Annotated in this window: 12 protein-coding genes; all 12 read left to right on the plus strand. The window is 53.3% G+C overall.

Translation table 11 applies throughout. From position 1 onward, the window contains the following. The first annotated feature begins 75 nt into the window (after positions 1 to 75). The 12 genes from ACFQ1T_RS06470 (at position 76) to ACFQ1T_RS06525 (ending at position 17,869) form a co-directional block, all read left to right on the plus strand. Positions 76 to 1,704: a TonB-dependent receptor plug domain-containing protein gene (locus ACFQ1T_RS06470; protein WP_379074988.1), complete on the plus strand. Its 1,629-nt coding sequence runs from the start codon at positions 76 to 78 to the stop codon at positions 1,702 to 1,704. Continuing rightward, positions 1,631 to 3,628, plus strand: coding sequence for a TonB-dependent receptor domain-containing protein (locus ACFQ1T_RS06475; RefSeq protein WP_379074991.1), 1,998 nt, complete (start codon positions 1,631 to 1,633; stop codon positions 3,626 to 3,628). Before ACFQ1T_RS06470 ends, ACFQ1T_RS06475 begins: the two co-directional genes overlap by 74 nt. Before the next feature lie 241 nt (positions 3,629 to 3,869). Next, entirely contained in the window at positions 3,870 to 4,790 is a 921-nt protein-coding gene (locus ACFQ1T_RS06480) for a hypothetical protein (protein ID WP_379074994.1), read from the plus strand. Positions 4,791 to 4,867: 77 nt separating this feature from the next. Next, positions 4,868 to 7,090, plus strand: coding sequence for a calcium-binding protein (locus ACFQ1T_RS06485; RefSeq protein ID WP_379074997.1), 2,223 nt, complete (start codon positions 4,868 to 4,870; stop codon positions 7,088 to 7,090). A gap of 66 nt (positions 7,091 to 7,156) precedes the next feature. Continuing rightward, the gene (locus tag ACFQ1T_RS06490; RefSeq protein ID WP_379075001.1) at positions 7,157 to 8,872 is read left to right on the plus strand and encodes a type I secretion system permease/ATPase; all 1,716 of its coding nucleotides are present in this window, start codon (positions 7,157 to 7,159) and stop codon (positions 8,870 to 8,872) included. Continuing rightward, on the plus strand, positions 8,869 to 10,605 hold the full coding sequence (locus tag ACFQ1T_RS06495) for a type I secretion system permease/ATPase (protein WP_379075004.1): 1,737 nt from the start codon (positions 8,869 to 8,871) through the stop codon (positions 10,603 to 10,605). The genes ACFQ1T_RS06490 and ACFQ1T_RS06495 overlap by 4 nt, the downstream gene beginning before the upstream one ends. Before the next feature lie 2 nt (positions 10,606 to 10,607). After that, positions 10,608 to 11,957, plus strand: a complete 1,350-nt coding sequence (locus tag ACFQ1T_RS06500) for an HlyD family type I secretion periplasmic adaptor subunit (protein WP_313986822.1) — start codon at positions 10,608 to 10,610, stop codon at positions 11,955 to 11,957. 233 nt (positions 11,958 to 12,190) lie between these two features. Further along, entirely contained in the window at positions 12,191 to 13,483 is a 1,293-nt protein-coding gene (locus ACFQ1T_RS06505; RefSeq protein WP_379075007.1) for a TolC family outer membrane protein, read from the plus strand. Between the two features lie 13 nt (positions 13,484 to 13,496). Continuing rightward, on the plus strand, positions 13,497 to 13,952 hold the full coding sequence (gspG, locus tag ACFQ1T_RS06510; RefSeq protein WP_379075010.1) for a type II secretion system major pseudopilin GspG: 456 nt from the start codon (positions 13,497 to 13,499) through the stop codon (positions 13,950 to 13,952). Positions 13,953 to 13,967: 15 nt separating this feature from the next. Then, positions 13,968 to 15,161, plus strand: coding sequence for a type II secretion system F family protein (locus ACFQ1T_RS06515; protein WP_379075013.1), 1,194 nt, complete (start codon positions 13,968 to 13,970; stop codon positions 15,159 to 15,161). A 109-nt stretch (positions 15,162 to 15,270) separates the two neighbouring features. After that, positions 15,271 to 16,980, plus strand: coding sequence for a GspE/PulE family protein (locus tag ACFQ1T_RS06520; protein WP_379075016.1), 1,710 nt, complete (start codon positions 15,271 to 15,273; stop codon positions 16,978 to 16,980). After that, positions 16,961 to 17,869 carry a hypothetical protein gene (locus ACFQ1T_RS06525; RefSeq protein ID WP_379075019.1) on the plus strand — a complete coding sequence of 303 codons (909 nt, stop codon included), beginning with the start codon at positions 16,961 to 16,963 and terminating at the stop codon, positions 17,867 to 17,869. Before ACFQ1T_RS06520 ends, ACFQ1T_RS06525 begins: the two co-directional genes overlap by 20 nt. Positions 17,870 to 17,875: the final 6 nt, after the last annotated feature.

Here is a 17,875-nt window from a genome sequence, read left to right on the forward strand (position 1 = left end):
GGAGAAGAATCTGTGATTAGAAATACAAAAATACACAAAAGAGGACTACACACAGCGCTCACTGCATTGAGCGTGATGGCAACACAGCCCACTTGGGCAGAAGCACTGAACACCCAATTGCCAACACAGCAAGAGGAGACTTTTAGCGTGCCAGTGAATGTGGATATTCCAAGACAGCCTTTGGCGAACTCTTTGCACGACCTGGGCAAAGCCACCGGGATGAATATCTCATTCCCGAACGACATCGTTTCTGGAAAAACTGCGCCAGAGGTACGTGGCCGTATGACGAGCGCGGAAGCCCTGCGGAGGATGTTGAATGAAAGCGGTCTTGTCCCTAAGGTGGAAGGTAATAACATTTTTATTCAAAAGGCCACAAAGGACGCAAAGAAAGATGTTCAGCTCGATAAAGTAGAGGTTCGAGCCAAGCGCTTTTACGAAGTTGGGCCTTTGCCTGGCCTTGGTCTGACGAAAGAGGAAATTCCCGGCAACGTACAAAGTATTTCCGCCAAGGAAATTAAAGAGGCGCATTCTCTAAGTATCACCGACCTCATGAACCGCAAGCTTCAGTCAGTGACGGTAAATGACTACCAAGGTAACCCGTTCCAGATGGATGTGCAATATCGTGGTTTTACGGCAGGACCGCAAATTGGCACGCCGCAAGGTCTGAGTGTCTTTATTGATGGTATTCGCGTCAATGAACCGTTTGGTGATGTGGTGAACTGGGACATGTTGCCTATGAACGCACTGGCGAGTGTGGATGTATTCCCTGGTTCAAACCCTATTTTTGGATTGAACACCTTGGGAGGTGCCTTCTCCCTTAAAACTAAAGACGGCTTCAATAATGCTGGGGCAGATGTTGATATTTTGACTGGTTCATTTGGTCGTAAGCAGCTTCAAGTTGAAGGAGGTTGGAATAATGGTACGGTTGCCTTGTTTGGTGCAGGAAATTTTTTTCTGGAGGATGGTTGGCGTCAAAACTCACCTAGCCGGGTGAATCAGGCTTTTGGTAAAGCAAGCTATCGTGGAGATAAACTTGATTTAAGCTTAAGCACACTGTTGGTACAAAACAAATTGGTGGGCAATGGGTTGCTACCGAGCGAAATGTATGCGCAAGATCCTACCAGTATCTTTACTGGCCCCGATAAAACTACGAATAACCTCGCTCAATTCCAGCTTTCAGGTGCATTTCAAGTGACTGAGACCTTTAGTGTGACTGGTCAGGTGTATCGCCGTAATAGTCGCCGCCATCAGGTGGGAGCTGATGTATTTATGGGGATTGAAGATGATGCCTACGCGCGCCGCATTCCTTCGGCTACTGAGCAATATACCTGTTTGTTTAAAAGCAGTGCAAATAACTTGTATGGAGTACCAGATTACGTAGTTGTTTCAATTGCAGAAGATAGCCCGGGCTCTGGAACTTATGACTCCTTCAGTAATACGTTTATATTAGATGCGCTAGGTGGATTTGCAGATTTAAGCACTGATTCAACCGGCCGTACATTAACAAACTATTCAGATGCTGTATTTAATGCCGAAGTGCCTGAATACTATGCCAATGTTTTGAAATATCAATACACTTATTTTAGAAATCTGTGGGAAACAAGGGTTTATAACAGAGACGAGGAGTCTGTTGCGTTTGCTGGCAGTTCGCCGGAGTTTGGCGGTACAACTGAGGGGGGGGGAGGATTCTTATCGTCTAGCTGACTTTCGGGTGGGCACATTCCCAACTGCATCAGGTGCAACCGTTTATTTCAACTTAGACAATTTTTATTATTCCACAGTCAATGGCGTCAATTATAAAAATTGGCTGATTCTAACAGCACCTACTAACAACGATGCTTGCTCGGCTACAAAGATTGCTGATGCGACAAGGGCGGATGGGAAGGGTGCTTTCACTTACATTGCCCCCAACACTAATACGATAGCCACAGTTGATGGTGCTGGTAGTGGAACAGGTGGTGTGGTTTACGAAGTGGACCCTGATACTGGAAAAAAATATTACACACCAACTGCGATATTTACTGATAACAACATAGACCAGATTACCAATGGTGCCTCGGTACAGTTCAACTGGCATCTAGATCATCATAAAGTGATGATAGGTGCTTCTATTGATGCCGCAGATGCGACTTATGCCAATAAGCAGCGTCTTGGTTTGTTGGATGCTAGCCGCAACGCATATCTTGCGCCTGATGATATACACCCGATGTATGCTGGTGCGGATCAATGGGTAAGCAATAATGATTTTTCTGGGACACAAACCACCAAGAGTATTTATTTTAGTGAAACTTGGAGTCCGGTCGATAACTGGCACTTTAGTATGTCAGGCCGCTATAACGACACTCAGACTAAAAACAAAATTGCTGCGCGCCGTGGCATTGGAGCGTATGAAATTGGCGATGTTATTGGTTATCCAGATACTTACAATATTTGTACTGACCCTGCCTGTACTGGCGTTTCTACTCAATACACCACTCCGAGAATTGTGAATGCACTGGATAGTGCTGAAACAGAGAAATTCAAGTTTAATTCTTTCAACCCACAATTGGGTGCCAGTTGGCAAGCCAGGCCGGATTTAAATATTTATGCCAACGTGGCGCAAGGTACGCGCGTGCCGAGTGTGATTGAGTTAGGTTGTGCTTTAGATCGCAGTCCCTCAGGCGTTTTTCAAACAGATGGAAATGGCAATGTATACCAAATACCCAAAAGTATTGCCGAGAATCGCCAATGTACCTTACCTACTACGCTTTCAGGAGATCCTTATCTACCACAAATTAAAGCAACCAGTTATGAAGTCGGTATGAGAGGTATATGGAGTGAAAGCACGCAATGGAATATCAACGCGTATCAAACCGATCTCAAAGATGACATCTATTTTGTAGCGATTGGTAATGGGCGTGGCTTCTTCGACACTATAGGTAAAACCCGTCGACGCGGGATTGAAGCTGGCTTTAAAGGGAATATGGATCGCTTGCATTTTGGCTTGAACTATGGACTCACTGATGCCACGTTTCAGGATGATTTCCTTATGTTTAGTGCTGATAACAGTAGTTCCAAAACTATCAGTACGCTAGGTGAGGGGGTGATCAATGTGAAGCCAGGGGATCGCATGCCTGGTGTTTCGCTACATAACCTGAACGGGACGCTAAGTTACGATCTCACCGATAACTGGAATGTTGGGCTGACCATGGTCGCACACTCTGACAGCTTTTTGCGTGGCAACGAGAATAATGAGCATCAAGTGGGTGTTTCGCGAACTTTCACTGCGATTCGACAGGTAGATGATGGGAGTGGAAACGGCACAACTAAGGCTGAGGTGTATACCCGCACCTTAGCGCCTACCACGAACCCAGGTAAGGCGCCAGGCTATGCGACCTTTAACTTGCAAAGCAGTTATCGTTTCAATAAAGAGTGGACGGCCACAGTGCTGGTCACCAACTTATTTGATAAAGAGTATTTCACTGCTGGTCGATTAGGTAGAAACCCTTTTTCACCTAGTGTTTTAGGCAATATTGGGCCTGATGGATATAACCATAATTCAAATGATTGGCGCAGTACTAACTATATTGCACCAAGCGCACCGCGTGGAATATGGTTCAGCTTGAACTGGCATTTTCAGCCAGATTGATGATTAAGTACTTTTTAGGAGAATGTCCCAATGACGTAAGACTCAACCTTGGGTAGATTGTGACAGCAGGAAAGATCTAAGACAAAAGTTAAAAGGGCATTTGTGACTACGAAGCAAATGCTTTGCAAAATTCAACAGCAACATATTTAGAACTTAAGCGGGACTAAGTGAGTTGTCGTGAATTGGTGATGCGGGCAGCCACAAATGCCTGCTCATTGTACCTTTTTACAAGGAGTTAAAAATGAAAAAAGTGATTTTGGCGATGGCTGTTGCTGGGCTGTATGCGTTTAATACAACATCTGTTTTTGCGACTGGGCTTGTAGCGATCCCAGCAACGGGCTTTAGTGGCTCTGCTTATACGTTATGCAATACGACGGGTAATTTTGGTTCTAGCACTCCAACACAACCAACGACGAGCGCAAATAACACTTGTGCCACTTTTCCAACAAATGAAGCCACGTCTCCTGTCGCCGGATATACATTAATCGCGTCAACCACAAGAAATGCTGTGATCAATGGAACTACGATTGGTAATGTGTCTGATCGCGTATGGCGTAATTCTGCTGGTACGTCATGCATATTTGGGGCACGATTTACTGCATTAAATGCGGATTGGGACCCAAACACAGCTGGAACCCAATACTTTGAAGTGAATGATATTGCGCGTGGCGGATTTGGAAGTGCATCAGTAAATGCGGGGTATTTCGTTCAAGCCACTAATGCATCCCCCATTTACCGTATCGGCCGTACGTTTACTTCAGTACAGCATCGTGCCTATAAATATGACACAGCAGCAAATAAGTTGTTGCTCGGTACTAATTACTTAGACTTACCAACTGCTAACAGTGTTAATGCTGCCTACACAGGTGAGGTAACAGGTATAGGGCCATCAACTGCGGCATCAACTACCGCAGCCACTCAAGATGCAGTAGTGAATAGTAATTGGATTGATTTCACGATGGACGTAGGTTATGTCGACGATGATGGAGGATCCAACGTCGTTTCTGCAATGACTTATGTTGAGGCGGCTTGTAATTCCTCTGCCGTTTCTGGATGGGTAAAAACTGGAGCGATTCGCTTACGTCAAACTGGTCAAGAGGCTACCACCATGCAGGAGATTAGCATTGACGGTTATGCACCTCCCGGAGCAACTGTACCTTAATGAGTTTAGTGCTTTTTAATTAATCAACTGGAGTAGCAGCGATGCTGCTCCAGTACCGAGACGTGAGGAGTTTTAAAATGGCAATTAAGATTTTTAATGGTACAGAGACTGACTATACGGGTACATCGAATCCAGATTTAATTATTGGTAATGGATTAGATAACAATATTGCTGGTGATGGAGGAGGGGATATCATCCTTGCGCAAGCTGGTAATGACTTTGTAGATGGCGGCGCAGGTGATGACATTCTTTTTGGCGGTGACGGTGACGACATTTTGTTAGGTGGTGACGGTGACGATGCCATCATCGGCGGCGCAGGTGATGACATTATTGATGTTGGGAGTGGCGATAACTATGCCGATGGTGGTGATGGTGTCGACAACATCTATGGGGGCGATGGCGACGATGCCTTGTTTGGCGGGGCTGGAAACGATGTTATCTATGGTGGCGAGGGTGATGATGTTCTAAGTGGCGGAGAAGGTAACGATTACCTACAAGGGGATGATAGTTCTGCTGGAGATGAAACTGTTGTTGGTAATCTCTTCTTGGCAACATCTTATGACGCAATGATCGGTGGCGATGGCAACGATACCTTCCGTATCGGTAATGAGGAGGATGCAGAAGGTCTCATTATCGAAGGTGGGGTGTCAGGTCTTGATAATGCAGGCAACGAGGCACGGTATATTGAATTGTCTGAAGCCGACGAAACAGATGAAGATGCTGGTTTAGTTGCTATTGACACTACAACTGGGAATATTGTGCCTATTGAAGATGAGGACATGTCATTAGAGGCGGAAACAGACGTTCGTCTCAATATCGTCACTCGTCCTGGATCTTCTGCCATCAGCACCTTTGCCACAACAATCGCTGGTTATAACGCTGTGGATACTCTTGAGTTCACCAAGTCCGGTGAATTTGAAGGCATTCAATTTTCTGGCATTGAGCGTATTGAGCTGGCTAGTGGTGTGGAAATCACTTTGGAAGCTGAGCAACTAGAAGAAAATGGTGAGTCACTCAGCTTGGGAGAGATTAATCCCGGCTACCAAATCCACGGTGTTGCTGGTGGTCCAGTCGAAAACGTCACTGTTGAACTTGAGTTTGAAGAAGCCACTTTTGAGCCAGCTTCTACCATTGTGGGTGCTACACCAGTCACATACGACAAGGCTGCGTTTGAGGTAGATGACTTCTCTGTTGCTCACCTTTACTACAATGTGGATGTGACGTACGACGCTTCAGAAGGCGAAGCTGGTAGCTTCACCCGCATTGACGGTGCTAACGAAGGTAGCGACGCACACGAGATCGTACTGGGTAGCGAAGGTGTTGACTACGCGACCATGCGTTTGGGTGATGACACGGTTTACGGTAACGGCGGCAATGATTTGTTGATCGGTCATGGCGGTGCTGACTACCTGGATGGTGGCGAAGGCAATGACATTTTTGTGATCGGCGGTTTTGGTAGTGGTGTGCAAGGCACAACTTCTAAGGCGGATGACGGTAACAAAGAGTGGATTGCGACTGGCGCTAAACACGATGTGATCGTGGGTGGTGATGGCGTGGACACATTGCGCATTACGACCGGTATCGGCGCTAACACTAAAGCCAATGGTACTGTGGTACTCAACAACGACAACTTCCAGTCTATGGAGGTGGTACAAGTCGGAGGTACGGTTGGCCGTTTGAATGTTGAAAACACTGACCTGCAATTGCTCAACGATCATTACTACTTCAAAGCCAACGGCACGGTATCTGATCTCTCCAACACCCTGGGTAACAACGGCGGCACCATCAACAATGTGGTCGTAGATGCTTCTGGCTTGACCACCAATGGCCTGCGTTTTGAAGGTAATGCTAACCAGCAAACCTTTATCGGCACCAGCAAAGCTGACGTATTTGTTGGCAATGGCGGGAACGATACGCTGACAGGGAATGGCGGCGCGGATACGTTTGTGTTCGGCAAAGTCTACGAGCAAGTCGTGACTGGCTCTTCTACTAGCGTGCAAACCTATACCAACACGGCGTTTAACCTGACCGGGGTAGACACCATCACTGATTTCACCCGTGGCACCGACAAAATCGAGTTGCACCTGGATCAGTACAGCCAGTTGGCAGGGTTTAACAGCAGCATGTTGCGTGTGAACAGCACCGGCACTGCGCAAGACGCCAATGATTACCTGATTTACAACACCACCACTAAAACCCTCAGCTATGACGCAGATGGTAATGGTAGCGGTGCCAAGGTAGACATTGCAGTGTTGACAGGTGTCAGCACAGTGTCTGTGTCGGACTTTGTTGTCGTTTAAGTAGCGGCGGATAGGCGGGCAGGGAAACCTGCCTGCCGATACGCTCTATCAAAGTCCTTAGTCGTGATGAAGTTGTCGCAAGCTGAAACCATCAAGCAAGCATTGCCCGCCCTGTGGCCGTTGTGGCGCCGCGTATGGTTGTTTGGGGTGGTGACCAATTTGCTGATTCTGGTGCCCTCCTGGTATATGCTGGAGGTGTACGACCGCGTCATTAATAGCCGTAATGTTTCGACCTTGCTGATGCTCACAATGATGGCGGCTTTTGCCTATCTGGTGATGGAAGCGCTCGAGTGGCAGCGCCGCAACTTGTTGCAGTCGGCGGCCAAAAAGTTTGAATCCCTGTTGCAACAACGCGTATTTGAACGCGTATTTGCGAGCAGGTTGTCCATGCCTGAATTCCCTGCCAGCCAGGTATTTTCTGATTTCTCTACCCTCAAGCAAGCGCTACATTCTTCTGCCTGTTTGAGCCTGATTGATGCCCCGTTCTGCCTGATTTTTTTAGCGGCCGTGTTCTGGATTCATCCGGCACTGGGCTTGCTTACCCTGGCTGGGCTCACCATACAATTGATTTTGACCTGGCATAACCAGTCTCGCGTCGCCCCGCTGATGGCGCAGGCCAACCAGCATGCAATCGAGTCACACCGTTATTTTGCCAGCATCAGCCGTCATGGCGATGCCATGCATGCCATGGCCATGCTGGCGCCCATGCAGCAGCGTTGGCTGCAACACCAGCACGGTTTTTTGTGGCAGCAGGCGCAAGCCTCGGCATTGGCGGGCAAAAGCGCCGCTGCTGCCCGCTGGCTGCAAACCCTGCAAACCAGCTTGATTCTGGGCCTGGCCTGTTACTTGTTTATTGCAGGTGATCTGTACAACGGCGGCGCCATGATGATTGTGGCCTCGATTCTGGCTGCCCGCGTGCTCGCACCGCTGGTGCAATGTGTGGGTCATTGGAAAACCTATGAGCAAGCCTGGACCGCGTATCAACGCATAGACAGTTTGCTGGCGGGGGCGCCAGCCACTGCGCCCGGCATGGTCTTGCCGCCGCCAGTCGGCGAGTTGAGCGTAGACCAGCTGGGTTATGCCATGCCGCAAGCAGGCAAAACGCCTGCAGAGGCGTTTATCCGCCAGGTGCAGTTTAAGCTTGCGCCGGGGCAGGTGCTGATTGTCGCTGGCGCCTCGGCGTCAGGTAAAACCACACTGGCCAAATTGCTGGTCGGCTTGCTGGCACCCACCACCGGCCGGGTACGCTTGGATGGGGTGGATATTTACCGTTGGGATAAAAACCAGCTCGGCCCTTCGCTGGGATATCTAGCGCAAGAGGTCGATGTGTTTGATGGCCGCCTCGTGGATAATATTTGCCGTTTTCAAACACCTGATCCTGCCGCGCTGGCTGAGGTACTCGATCTGCTGGGCCTCAACGAGTGGGTGCAGCAGTTACCAGAAGGGCTCAATACCGTGATTGGCGCATCTGGCATGCACCTGTCTGGCGGCGAACGGCAGTTGATTGGCCTGGCCCGCGCTTTTTATGGCAAGCCGCGTTTTGTGGTGCTCGATGAGCCCAATGCCAATCTCGACACCACCAGTGAGCGATTGTTACAGCAGGCGATTGCGCGCATGAAGCAACAGGGCACTACCTTTGTCATCATCAGCCATTTGCAACACATTTTAAGCATCGCCGACTGCATGCTGGTGATGTGCCAGGGCCAGATGATCCGCTTCGGCAAACCGGCCGAGGTGCTGGCCAGTTTTCAGCCGGAGTCCGGCAAGGTGGCGAGTTTATGATGGCTTTAGCGGGCGGATGGCGGCAGTCGCCGATGTGGGCATTTATGCAGCCTTTTCAGGGTGCATTTTTACAGATGTTCTGGCTGAGTTTTTTAACCAATGTGCTGATGCTGGTGCCCACGCTGTACATGCTGCAACTGTATGACCGGGTTATGCTCAGCCGTAATACGCTGACGCTGGTGGCGATGACGCTGCTGACAGCCGGCTTGCTTGTGTTCATGGCGGGGGCCGACTGGTTGCGCAGCTTGTATGCGGTGAAGACCGGAGTGCAGTTTGACTTGCGCTTTGGCAAACAGGTGTTTGCCGCCACCTTTGATCCTGGTCGCCCGGCGTCCAGTGTGCCGCAACAGGCCTTGCAGCAATTGACGGCGGTCAGGCAGTGGCTTACTGGGCAGGGCTTGTTTGCCTTGCTGGATATTCCCTGGAGCCTGATTTACATCGCCGTCCTGTTTGCCCTGCATCCGCTGCTGGGCATGACCGCAATTGCATTCTGCCTGGTGCAGTGCCTGGTGGCCTGGTGGCATCAGCATGTCTTGGCGCAGCCTGGTCAGGAAACCCACGCCGCCCGCCAGCGTACCGAGCATTTTTTGCAACAGAAAATTCAGCATGCACAGACCAGTCATGTGCTGGGCATGATGCAGACCTTGCGCCAGCACTGGCAACAGTTGCTGGCACAGCAAGCCGAGTCCGAAGACCACTGGCAACGCCAGAGCGATCGCAGCCAGTTTCTCAACAAATCGGTGCGTTATTGCCTGCAATCGCTCATGCTGGCTGTCGCTGCGTGGTTGACCATTGAAGGCGAGATCAGTGTCGGTTCTATGGTGGCTTCCAATGTGCTGATTGCGCGTGCGCTGCAACCGTTTGATGTCATGGTGCAAAGCTGGCGCCAGTGGTTGCAAGCCAAGACGGCCGCCGGTGAGCTTCAGCAAATGATGACGGATGTGCCGGTGAAGGCGGGGGCTGAGGCGCAAACAATGGAAACCGTCGCCGCTGCCCCCCTGTTGCGGCCCTATACCTTGCAGTTGACGCAGGTCGGGGTCAGTCATGGGGCCCGCCCGTTGCTGCAGGCGGTGGATGTCAGCATTCTGCCGGGCCGCCTGTTATGCGTGATGGGCCCCTCCGGGGCAGGCAAAAGTACCTTGGCCCGATTGCTGGTCGGGGCGGTATTTGCCGAGCGCGGGCGCTATGAAGTCAACCAGACCTTGCTGACGCCTGCCAATGTGCGGCAGTCACTCACCAGCGTTGGTTATCTGCCGCAGCAAGTGTCTTTGCTCGAAGGCACCATTGCCGAGAATGTGGCACGTTTTGGGCCACTCGAGACGCCGCATATCTTGCAGGCTTGCCAGCGCGTGGGCTTGCACGAGGCCATTTTGCGCTTGCCACAAGGCTACGATACTCGGCTGGATGCGCAAGGCTTGCCCTTGTCAGGAGGCCAGCGACAGCTGCTCGGTCTGGCCCGCGCCATTTACAAAGAGCCCGCCTTGCTGGTGCTGGATGAGCCCAATGCCAGCCTGGACGAGTTTGGCGAAGCCAGGCTGCTGCAGCTATTGCAGGCGCTGAAAACCCTCAACACGACCATCGTCGTCATTTCTCACCGTTCCGGCATCCTCAAGATCACCGACGACCTGCTGGTGCTCAAGCGCGGCGAAGTATTGCACCACGGGCCGCGTGATGCCGGCATCGTCTATTTAAACCAGTTACAAGCAGCCAGTCCTCTGGCTACTACGGAGTAAACATGTCGCTGATGTCGACCAGCCCTGTCCCTGACAATGTCCATGCCATTGAAGACTATGCGCATAACGCGAGGCCTGCACGCAAAGGTGCCCTGATTTTGCTGGCGGGCCTGGCCGGGTTTGTGCTGTGGGCTGCCCTGGCGCCACTGGATGAGGGCGTGCCGACCGAAGGCGTGATCAGCGTGGAAAGCAATCACAAGGTGGTGCAGCATTTGTCTGGCGGCATGGTCAGCGAGTTATTTGTGCACGAAGGGCAGGAGGTGCACGCCGGTGACCTGTTGTTTAAGCTGGATGCCCAGGCCAGCAAGGCACGCTATGAAGAGGTGCGTCACCGTTATGCCGGGTTGCGCGCACAGGAAGACCGCTTGCGTGCCGAGCAGACGCAGCGCACGCTGATTGATTTTCACCCGGATTTGATCAGCCAGCAGACCGACCCGCTGATTCAGCAACAGATGCGTAACCAGAGCCAGTTGCTGCTGGCCAAAGTGTCAGCGCTGGCGGCGGATATTGCGGCCAAGCAAGAGGCCATTGCCGGCTATCAGGCGCTGATAGAAGGCTATCGCGGCGTGTTGACCAGTCATGAATCGCAACTGCGCCTGCTCGAAGAACAACTGCAGGGTGTGCGCGCCCTGGCGGCCGAGGGCTATGCGCCCCGCAACCAGCAAAATGACCTGGAGCAACGTGTGGCGGCCCTGTATGGTGACCGGGCCAATACGCAAGCCAATCTGTTGCGTGCACAGCGGGCCATTCTCGAGCTGCAACAGCAAATTTATCAGCGCAAACAGCTGGAGAAAAAAGACATTGATGCAGAAATGGCGCAAGTCAAATTGCAAGTCGAGGCCGATGCCGAAAAAGTCCGCGCGTTGCGCGAAGAACTGGGGCGGACTGAAATCCGCGCGCCAGCCTCAGGCCAGGTGGTGGGCTTGCAGGTACACACCGTGGGTGCCGTGATCCAGCCTGGGCAAAAACTCATGGATATTGTGCCCTCGGGTGAAGCGCTGATTGTGGACGCACAGATTCCGCCACACCTGATCGACAAAATTCATGTCGGCCAGGCGGCCGATATCCGCTTCTCTACCTTTGCCAACAGCCCGCAACTGCTGGCAGAGGGCCAGCTCAAATCGGTTTCCAAAGACCTGCTGAGCAAACCGGCCGCAACGCCTGAAGGCAGCCAGAGTTATTACCTGGCCCGCGTCAAGCTGACGGACAAAGGCGTGCAAGCCTTGCAAGGCCGCCAGTTACAGCCGGGCATGCCAGTACAGGTCGTGATCAAGACCGGGGAGCGCACGCTGTGGAATTACCTGATGCATCCGCTGAGCAAGCGGTTGGCCGCTTCAATGAAAGAAGAATAATGGAAACACGTTCTCAGTGGCTGCGCAGGCAAATTGATGCGTTACGCGGTACTCCTAACCTCGCCGTACTATTTGTACTGTCTCGGCTCGTCCGCTCCGTGCGCCTTGCACTTTATCCTGCTCACTCACTGATAACGTATTTTCCAATGGCGGTTGCTTTATATGTCTCTCTATTTATATTTTTGCGTCTATTCCGGATTTTAAGACTGGTCTGCCTCCTTGCAGGCTTATCGTTGCCAGGGATAGTCATCGCCGAGGCCGACCTCAACAGTCTGTATCAACTGGCGGCGACCCATAATGCAGACTACCGGGCTGCGCTGGCCAATACCGAGGCTGAGCGTGAAGAGTTGACCAAGGCGCGCGCAATGTTTTATCCCAAGGTACAACTGGGCTTGCTCAAGGGGCGCGGCAATACGGACCGCACGACGCAAACCACGCTGGGGGCCGTCAATAGTGAGCTCGATTATTCGCTCGAAAATTACAGCCTCTCGGTCAGGCAACCGCTGTACAACAAAGAGACGCTCGCCATGTATGGCGGCGCCAAATCTTATGTGAGTGCGCAGGAGTCATTGCTGGAGCAGGAAACCGCAAAACTGATCCTCAAGCTGGTGTCGGTTTATCTGGAGACGCTCTACGCGCAAGACCGCGTAACGGTGCAGGCACGCAAGCTGGAGGCGGTCAGCCAGCAATTGCAACAGGCGGAACAGCGCTATACGCGCGGCAGTGGCACCGTGGTCGAGGTGAGTGAGGCGCAGTCCAATCTGGATGTGGCTAAAGTGGAGCACTTGCAAGCCAATAATGACTTGCAGGCCAGTCAGCAAAGCCTGCAGATTCTGACAGGCAGCACGCATGTCTTGTCTGCCGAGCTGCTGGTCGATGGCTTGAATCAGCTCAGCCCGGCCGAGCACCCGCTGGAAACCTGGCTGGCGCTGGCCCGGCAACACCACCCTGAGCTGGCGGCGGCCTACCAGAATATTGAGGTTGCCAAAAAGGATGTCGAGAAAAAACAGGCCGGGCATTATCCGACGCTGGATTTGGTCGGTGTGCGCTCTTACAGCCAGAACGACAGTAATAACACCTTGGGCTCGCGTTTTGACACCACAACGCTGGCATTGCAGATGAATGTGCCCTTATTTGCGGGTGGGTATGTGAGTGCCAATGTGCGACAGAGTGCCAGCCGCCTGACTGCCAGTGAAGAAACCATGACCGCCAAGTTGCGCGAGGTGGAGTTCAATGTGCGCAAGTACTACCAGAGTCTGCACGCACAACAACAATCCGTCACTGCCTACCAGCAGGCGGTGCAGTCGGCCAGGGTGGCCCTGGATGGCACGCAAAAAGGATTTTTGGCCGGATTTAAAACCAACCACGAGGTGCTGGAAGCCCAACAAAAGCTGTTTAACAACCAGCTGGCACTGACCAAGGCCTATTACAGCCTGATTAGTGACTGGGTGAACTTGCAGTTCAGCAGTGGTTTGTTGTCACTGGACACGCTTAATCGCGTGAGCCAATTGTTTATGACCAAGTAGTCGGGGGTAAATCATGTCCAAAAAAAATCAATCTGCAATCCGTCCAGTGGCCACACTTGCGCCAAACACACACCGGGGGTTTACCTTGCTGGAACTGCTGGTGGTGATGGTGATTATCGGTCTGCTGGCTGGCTATGTCGGCCCCAAGTACTTTGCACAGATCGGCAAGTCTGAAACCAAAACCGCCAAAGCACAAATTGAGGCCTTGTCGCGCGCGCTGGACACCTATCGGCTGGACACTGGCCATTACCCCAGCACTGAGCAAGGGCTGGCGGCGCTGAATCAGGCCCCCAGTGGCGAGACCAAGTGGCAGGGGCCTTATCTGGCCAAAGGCGTGCCCGCTGATCCTTGGGGGCGGCCTTATCTATACCGCGCGCCTGGTGAGCATGGCGACTACGATGTCTGGACTTTGGGCAGTGATGGTGCGGCGGGCGGCCAGGATGCCGATAGCGATGTGGGTAACTGGTAAAGCAGCCATCTAGCCATGAAGTTTGAGCTCAAGGTATTGCAGGGCAGCGAGGTCAGCTGGTTGTCGCTGGAGGCAGCCGACCCGCAGGCGGCACGTCAGCAGGCGCAGGCGCGTGGATATGGCGTCTTGCAGGTGCGCCAGCCGCGTCGGGCATGGGCGCTTCCGCAATGGCCGATCAAGAAAAACAGCTTTCAGCTCAGCTTGTTTAGCCAGGAGTTGCTGGCGCTGCTGGAGTCTGGCCTGAGTTTGATTGAGGCGATTGAGGGACTGGCCGAGAAAGAGCAGCAAGAAACCTCAAGAGCGGTGCTGACCGACCTACGTAAGGCCTTGTACGAGGGCTTGCCGCTGTCACAGGCGCTGGCTTTGCAACCCGCGGTCTTCAGCCCTTTGTATGTCGCCTTGATTCGTGCCAGCGAGCGCACCGGCGACATGGCACAGGCGCTCAAACGCCATGTTGCTTATCAGGCCCAGGTCGATGCCATCCGTAAAAAAATCATCTCAGCGTCGATTTATCCGGTGTTGCTCATCGTGGTCGGTGGGCTGGTGGTGCTATTTCTGCTGGGCTATGTGGTGCCGCGCTTTAGCACGATTTATGAAAGTGGTGGCGACAAGCTGCCCTGGGCCAGCCAGATGCTGCTGCGCTGGGGGCAGTTGCTGCAAGGGCATGGCGAGCTGGTGTTATTAAGCACCATCAGTGGTATCGCCATGCTGTGGCTGCTGTTTTCGCGTCCGGCTTGCCAGGCCTGGATCATGAAAAAAATCTGGCAGATCCCGAGTTTGGGTGAGGCCTTGCGCATTTATCAACTGGCCCGCTTTTACCGCACGCTGGGGATGTTGTTACAGGGAGGAATTCCCTTGTTGACTGCCCTGGGCATGGTGCAGTCTCTGTTACCGCTAGAGATGCAACGCGCCTTGCAGCAGGTGATCGCTGATGTGCGTGAGGGCAAGCCGCTGTCTGGTGCCATGGAGGTGCATGGTTTGACCACTTCTATCGCCAACCGCATGTTGCGCGTGGGTGAGCGTAGCGGCCAGCTGGACGAGATGCTGGGGCGGATTGGGGTGTTTTATGACGAGGATACCGCGCGCCGCGTCGAGTGGTTGAGCAAGCTGCTGGAACCAGCACTGATGGTCATCATCGGCCTCATTGTCGGGCTGGTGGTGGTGTTGATGTATATGCCGATTTTTGAGTTGGCCGGCGCGATTGAATAATCAGCACCATAAATGAAAAATTTCGATTGAATAATGAGCCCCCAAAAAAGAGGTGCGGTTTAGTAGGCGTGTCAGAGGATAGAGGTTGTAGACGGGATGCAAGCTTAAAATGAATATGCAGGATTTATCCATGTTGGAGCAGCCCCTGGGCGAGGCCCCCGTGTTGTCCGGCGACTTGCTGCAGCAGGCGCGACTATTGGCCGCGCAAAGCGGCCGGCCGCTGGTCGAGGTGCTGGAATCACTGAGTGGCTTGGCCGCCGATGCCTTTGTCGAGGCCTTGGGCCGCTGGCTGCACTATCCGGTCAAGACCGCGCTGGCCATGCATGCCATGCAGCCCAAGTTTGACACCTTGGGCCTCAATGACGCCAATGCCTGGCACGTGATCCTGATGCAAGCGGAGGATCAGTCTTTGCACATGCTGATGGCCGACCCGTTTGATGAGGCCTTGCAGGTACGCTTGCAGCATCTGGTGCGGCAACCGGTGCAGTGGTCACTGGCGCATCGCAATGATATTGCGGCCTGTTTGCAGTTTCACGAGGCGCAAATGCGGGCGATGGATCAGGTGCATGCGGGTGATGCTACCAGCCATGAAGAAGAGGCGCCGGTGGAAGAGCTCTCGCTCAAATCCATCAGCGAAGACAGCAGCCCGGTGGTGCGTTTTGTACGCTCTACCTTGTACGACGCGCTCAAGGCCGGGGCCAGTGATATCCATCTCGAATCAACGCTGCAAGGTTTGCGTGTCAAATACCGCATTGACGGTGTGCTCACCGAAGTCGGCGGTTTGAATGGCGTGATGCAGGCCGAGCAGGCCATTTCGCGCATCAAGGTCATGTCCGAGCTCGATATTGCCGAGCGCCGTATTCCGCAAGATGGACGCTGCAAGGTGCATGCGCTGGGCCGCGACATTGACCTGCGCGTGTCCATCATGCCCAGTGTGCTGGGCGAGGATGCGGTGTTGCGCGTGCTCGACCGCAAAGCCCTCAGCGAGGCACAGGGCATCAGCCTGGAAGTCCTTGGATTTGCCCCGACCTTGCTGGCGCAAATCCGCGCCCAGGCCGAGGCGCCGTATGGCATGTTACTGGTGACCGGCCCCACCGGCAGCGGTAAAACCACTACGCTGTATGGCATGATCTCCGAGATCAATCAGGGCCAGGACAAGATCATCACCATTGAAGACCCGGTGGAATACCAGCTGCCCGGTGTCTTGCAAATTCCGGTCAATGAGAAAAAAGGCCTGACCTTTGCCCGTGGCTTGCGCTCCATTTTGCGGCATGACCCGGACAAAATCATGGTGGGCGAGATCCGCGATGGCGAAACCGCCCAAATTGCCGTGCAATCGGCGCTGACCGGGCATTTGGTACTGACCACGGTGCATGCCAATAATGTGTTTGATGTCATTGGCCGTTTTACCAATATGGGCGTCGATGCCTACAGCTTTGTCTCGGCGGTCAATGTGATTCTGGCGCAACGCCTGATCCGTGTGATTTGCCCGTATTGCAAGGTGGACGACCACCCTGATGCCGCCTTGCTGACTAAATCTGGCCTCACACCGGCGACCGCCAGCCATTACCAGTTTAAAAAAGGCCAGGGCTGTGGCCAGTGTCATGGCAGCGGCTACAAGGGCCGCAAGGGCATTGCTGAATTATTGTTGTTTGATGACCGCATGCGCGAGCTCATCGTATCCAAAGCCCCCATCAGCCAGATCAAGGCACTGGCAGCCACCACCGGCACCCGTTCCATGCGTGAATCCGGGCTGGCCCTGGTGGCCGCGGGCGAAACCACCTTGCAGGAGATTAACCGTGTTACATCATTGGCCTGAGCCCGGCGTCGATTGCCATGCCGCCGCCAGCCGCCGCTGGTGGCAAGCCTACACTGCGCCAGAGTTGCGCATAGTGATCACGCATGACCGCATTGTCGCCTTTGAGTGCTCTCGGCGCGGACGATTGGGTGGCGCTGCGCAATGCCTGCAACACGCGGCGCATATGGTGGATGATCACAGTGATGCCCATGCTGCATCCCCATCTGCGCCATTGTGGGAGACCTTGCGCCTGGTGTTATCAACCTATGCCGGGCAACGCTGGCATGTGGTGGTCGTGCTCTCTAATCAATTTGTGCGCTGGCTGGCCTTGCCCTGGCAAGATCAGATCCGTAGCCGTGCGGATCAGCAAGCCTATTTTGCCCATGGTTTGCAGCAGGCGTTTGGGTCTCAGACGCAGCCATCGCAGCTACGCAGCCAGTGCCCGGGCTATGGCAAGCCATTTTTGATCAATGCGATTGCCGAGGACTTGCTGACGCAGTTACATCGCGAGTTTGATGCGGCAGGATTGCCTATCGGCCAACTGCTGCCAGCCTGGCAACTTTCGGCTAACCAAAGCCTGGCGTGGATGCGAAAGCAGGGCCGTGAAGCGGCTGGCTGGATCGTCTGCCGTGAGTCAACCAGCCTGACACTGGCTTGCCTGCAACACGGTGCCTGGCAGCAGATCCGCACGTTCCCGGTAGACCGCCATTCCCCTGACAGCGATTGGCGGCATACCTTGCGCCAGGTGTTGTTGCGCGAGCAGGCCCTGCATCCTGAGCGGGCGCAGTTGCCGGTTTATCTGGCCCAGACCGCACTCGCAGGTCTGCGCCCAGAAGATTTCTCGCCATTTAAAGTCATTGTTTTACCCACGACTGAGCCAGCGGGACAGCCGATGTGGAGTCTGGCCTGATGCGTG

The sequence above is a fragment of the Methylophilus glucosoxydans genome (genome assembly GCF_042676145.1).
Lineage (GTDB): Bacteria > Pseudomonadota > Gammaproteobacteria > Burkholderiales > Methylophilaceae > Methylophilus > Methylophilus glucosoxydans.

Coding starts and splice junctions, on each gene's coding strand:
- ACFQ1T_RS06480 (WP_379074994.1), top strand. CDS start 3,870: ATGAAAAAAGTGATTTTGGCGATGGCTGTTGCTGGGCTGTATGCGTTT.
- ACFQ1T_RS06485 (WP_379074997.1), top strand. CDS start 4,868: ATGGCAATTAAGATTTTTAATGGTACAGAGACTGACTATACGGGTACA.
- gspG (WP_379075010.1), top strand. CDS start 13,497: ATGTCCAAAAAAAATCAATCTGCAATCCGTCCAGTGGCCACACTTGCG.
- ACFQ1T_RS06515 (WP_379075013.1), top strand. CDS start 13,968: ATGAAGTTTGAGCTCAAGGTATTGCAGGGCAGCGAGGTCAGCTGGTTG.
- ACFQ1T_RS06520 (WP_379075016.1), top strand. CDS start 15,271: ATGAATATGCAGGATTTATCCATGTTGGAGCAGCCCCTGGGCGAGGCC.
- ACFQ1T_RS06495 (WP_379075004.1), top strand. CDS start 8,869: ATGATGGCTTTAGCGGGCGGATGGCGGCAGTCGCCGATGTGGGCATTT.
- ACFQ1T_RS06470 (WP_379074988.1), top strand. CDS start 76: ATGGCAACACAGCCCACTTGGGCAGAAGCACTGAACACCCAATTGCCA.
- ACFQ1T_RS06500 (WP_313986822.1), top strand. CDS start 10,608: ATGTCGCTGATGTCGACCAGCCCTGTCCCTGACAATGTCCATGCCATT.
- ACFQ1T_RS06490 (WP_379075001.1), top strand. CDS start 7,157: ATGAAGTTGTCGCAAGCTGAAACCATCAAGCAAGCATTGCCCGCCCTG.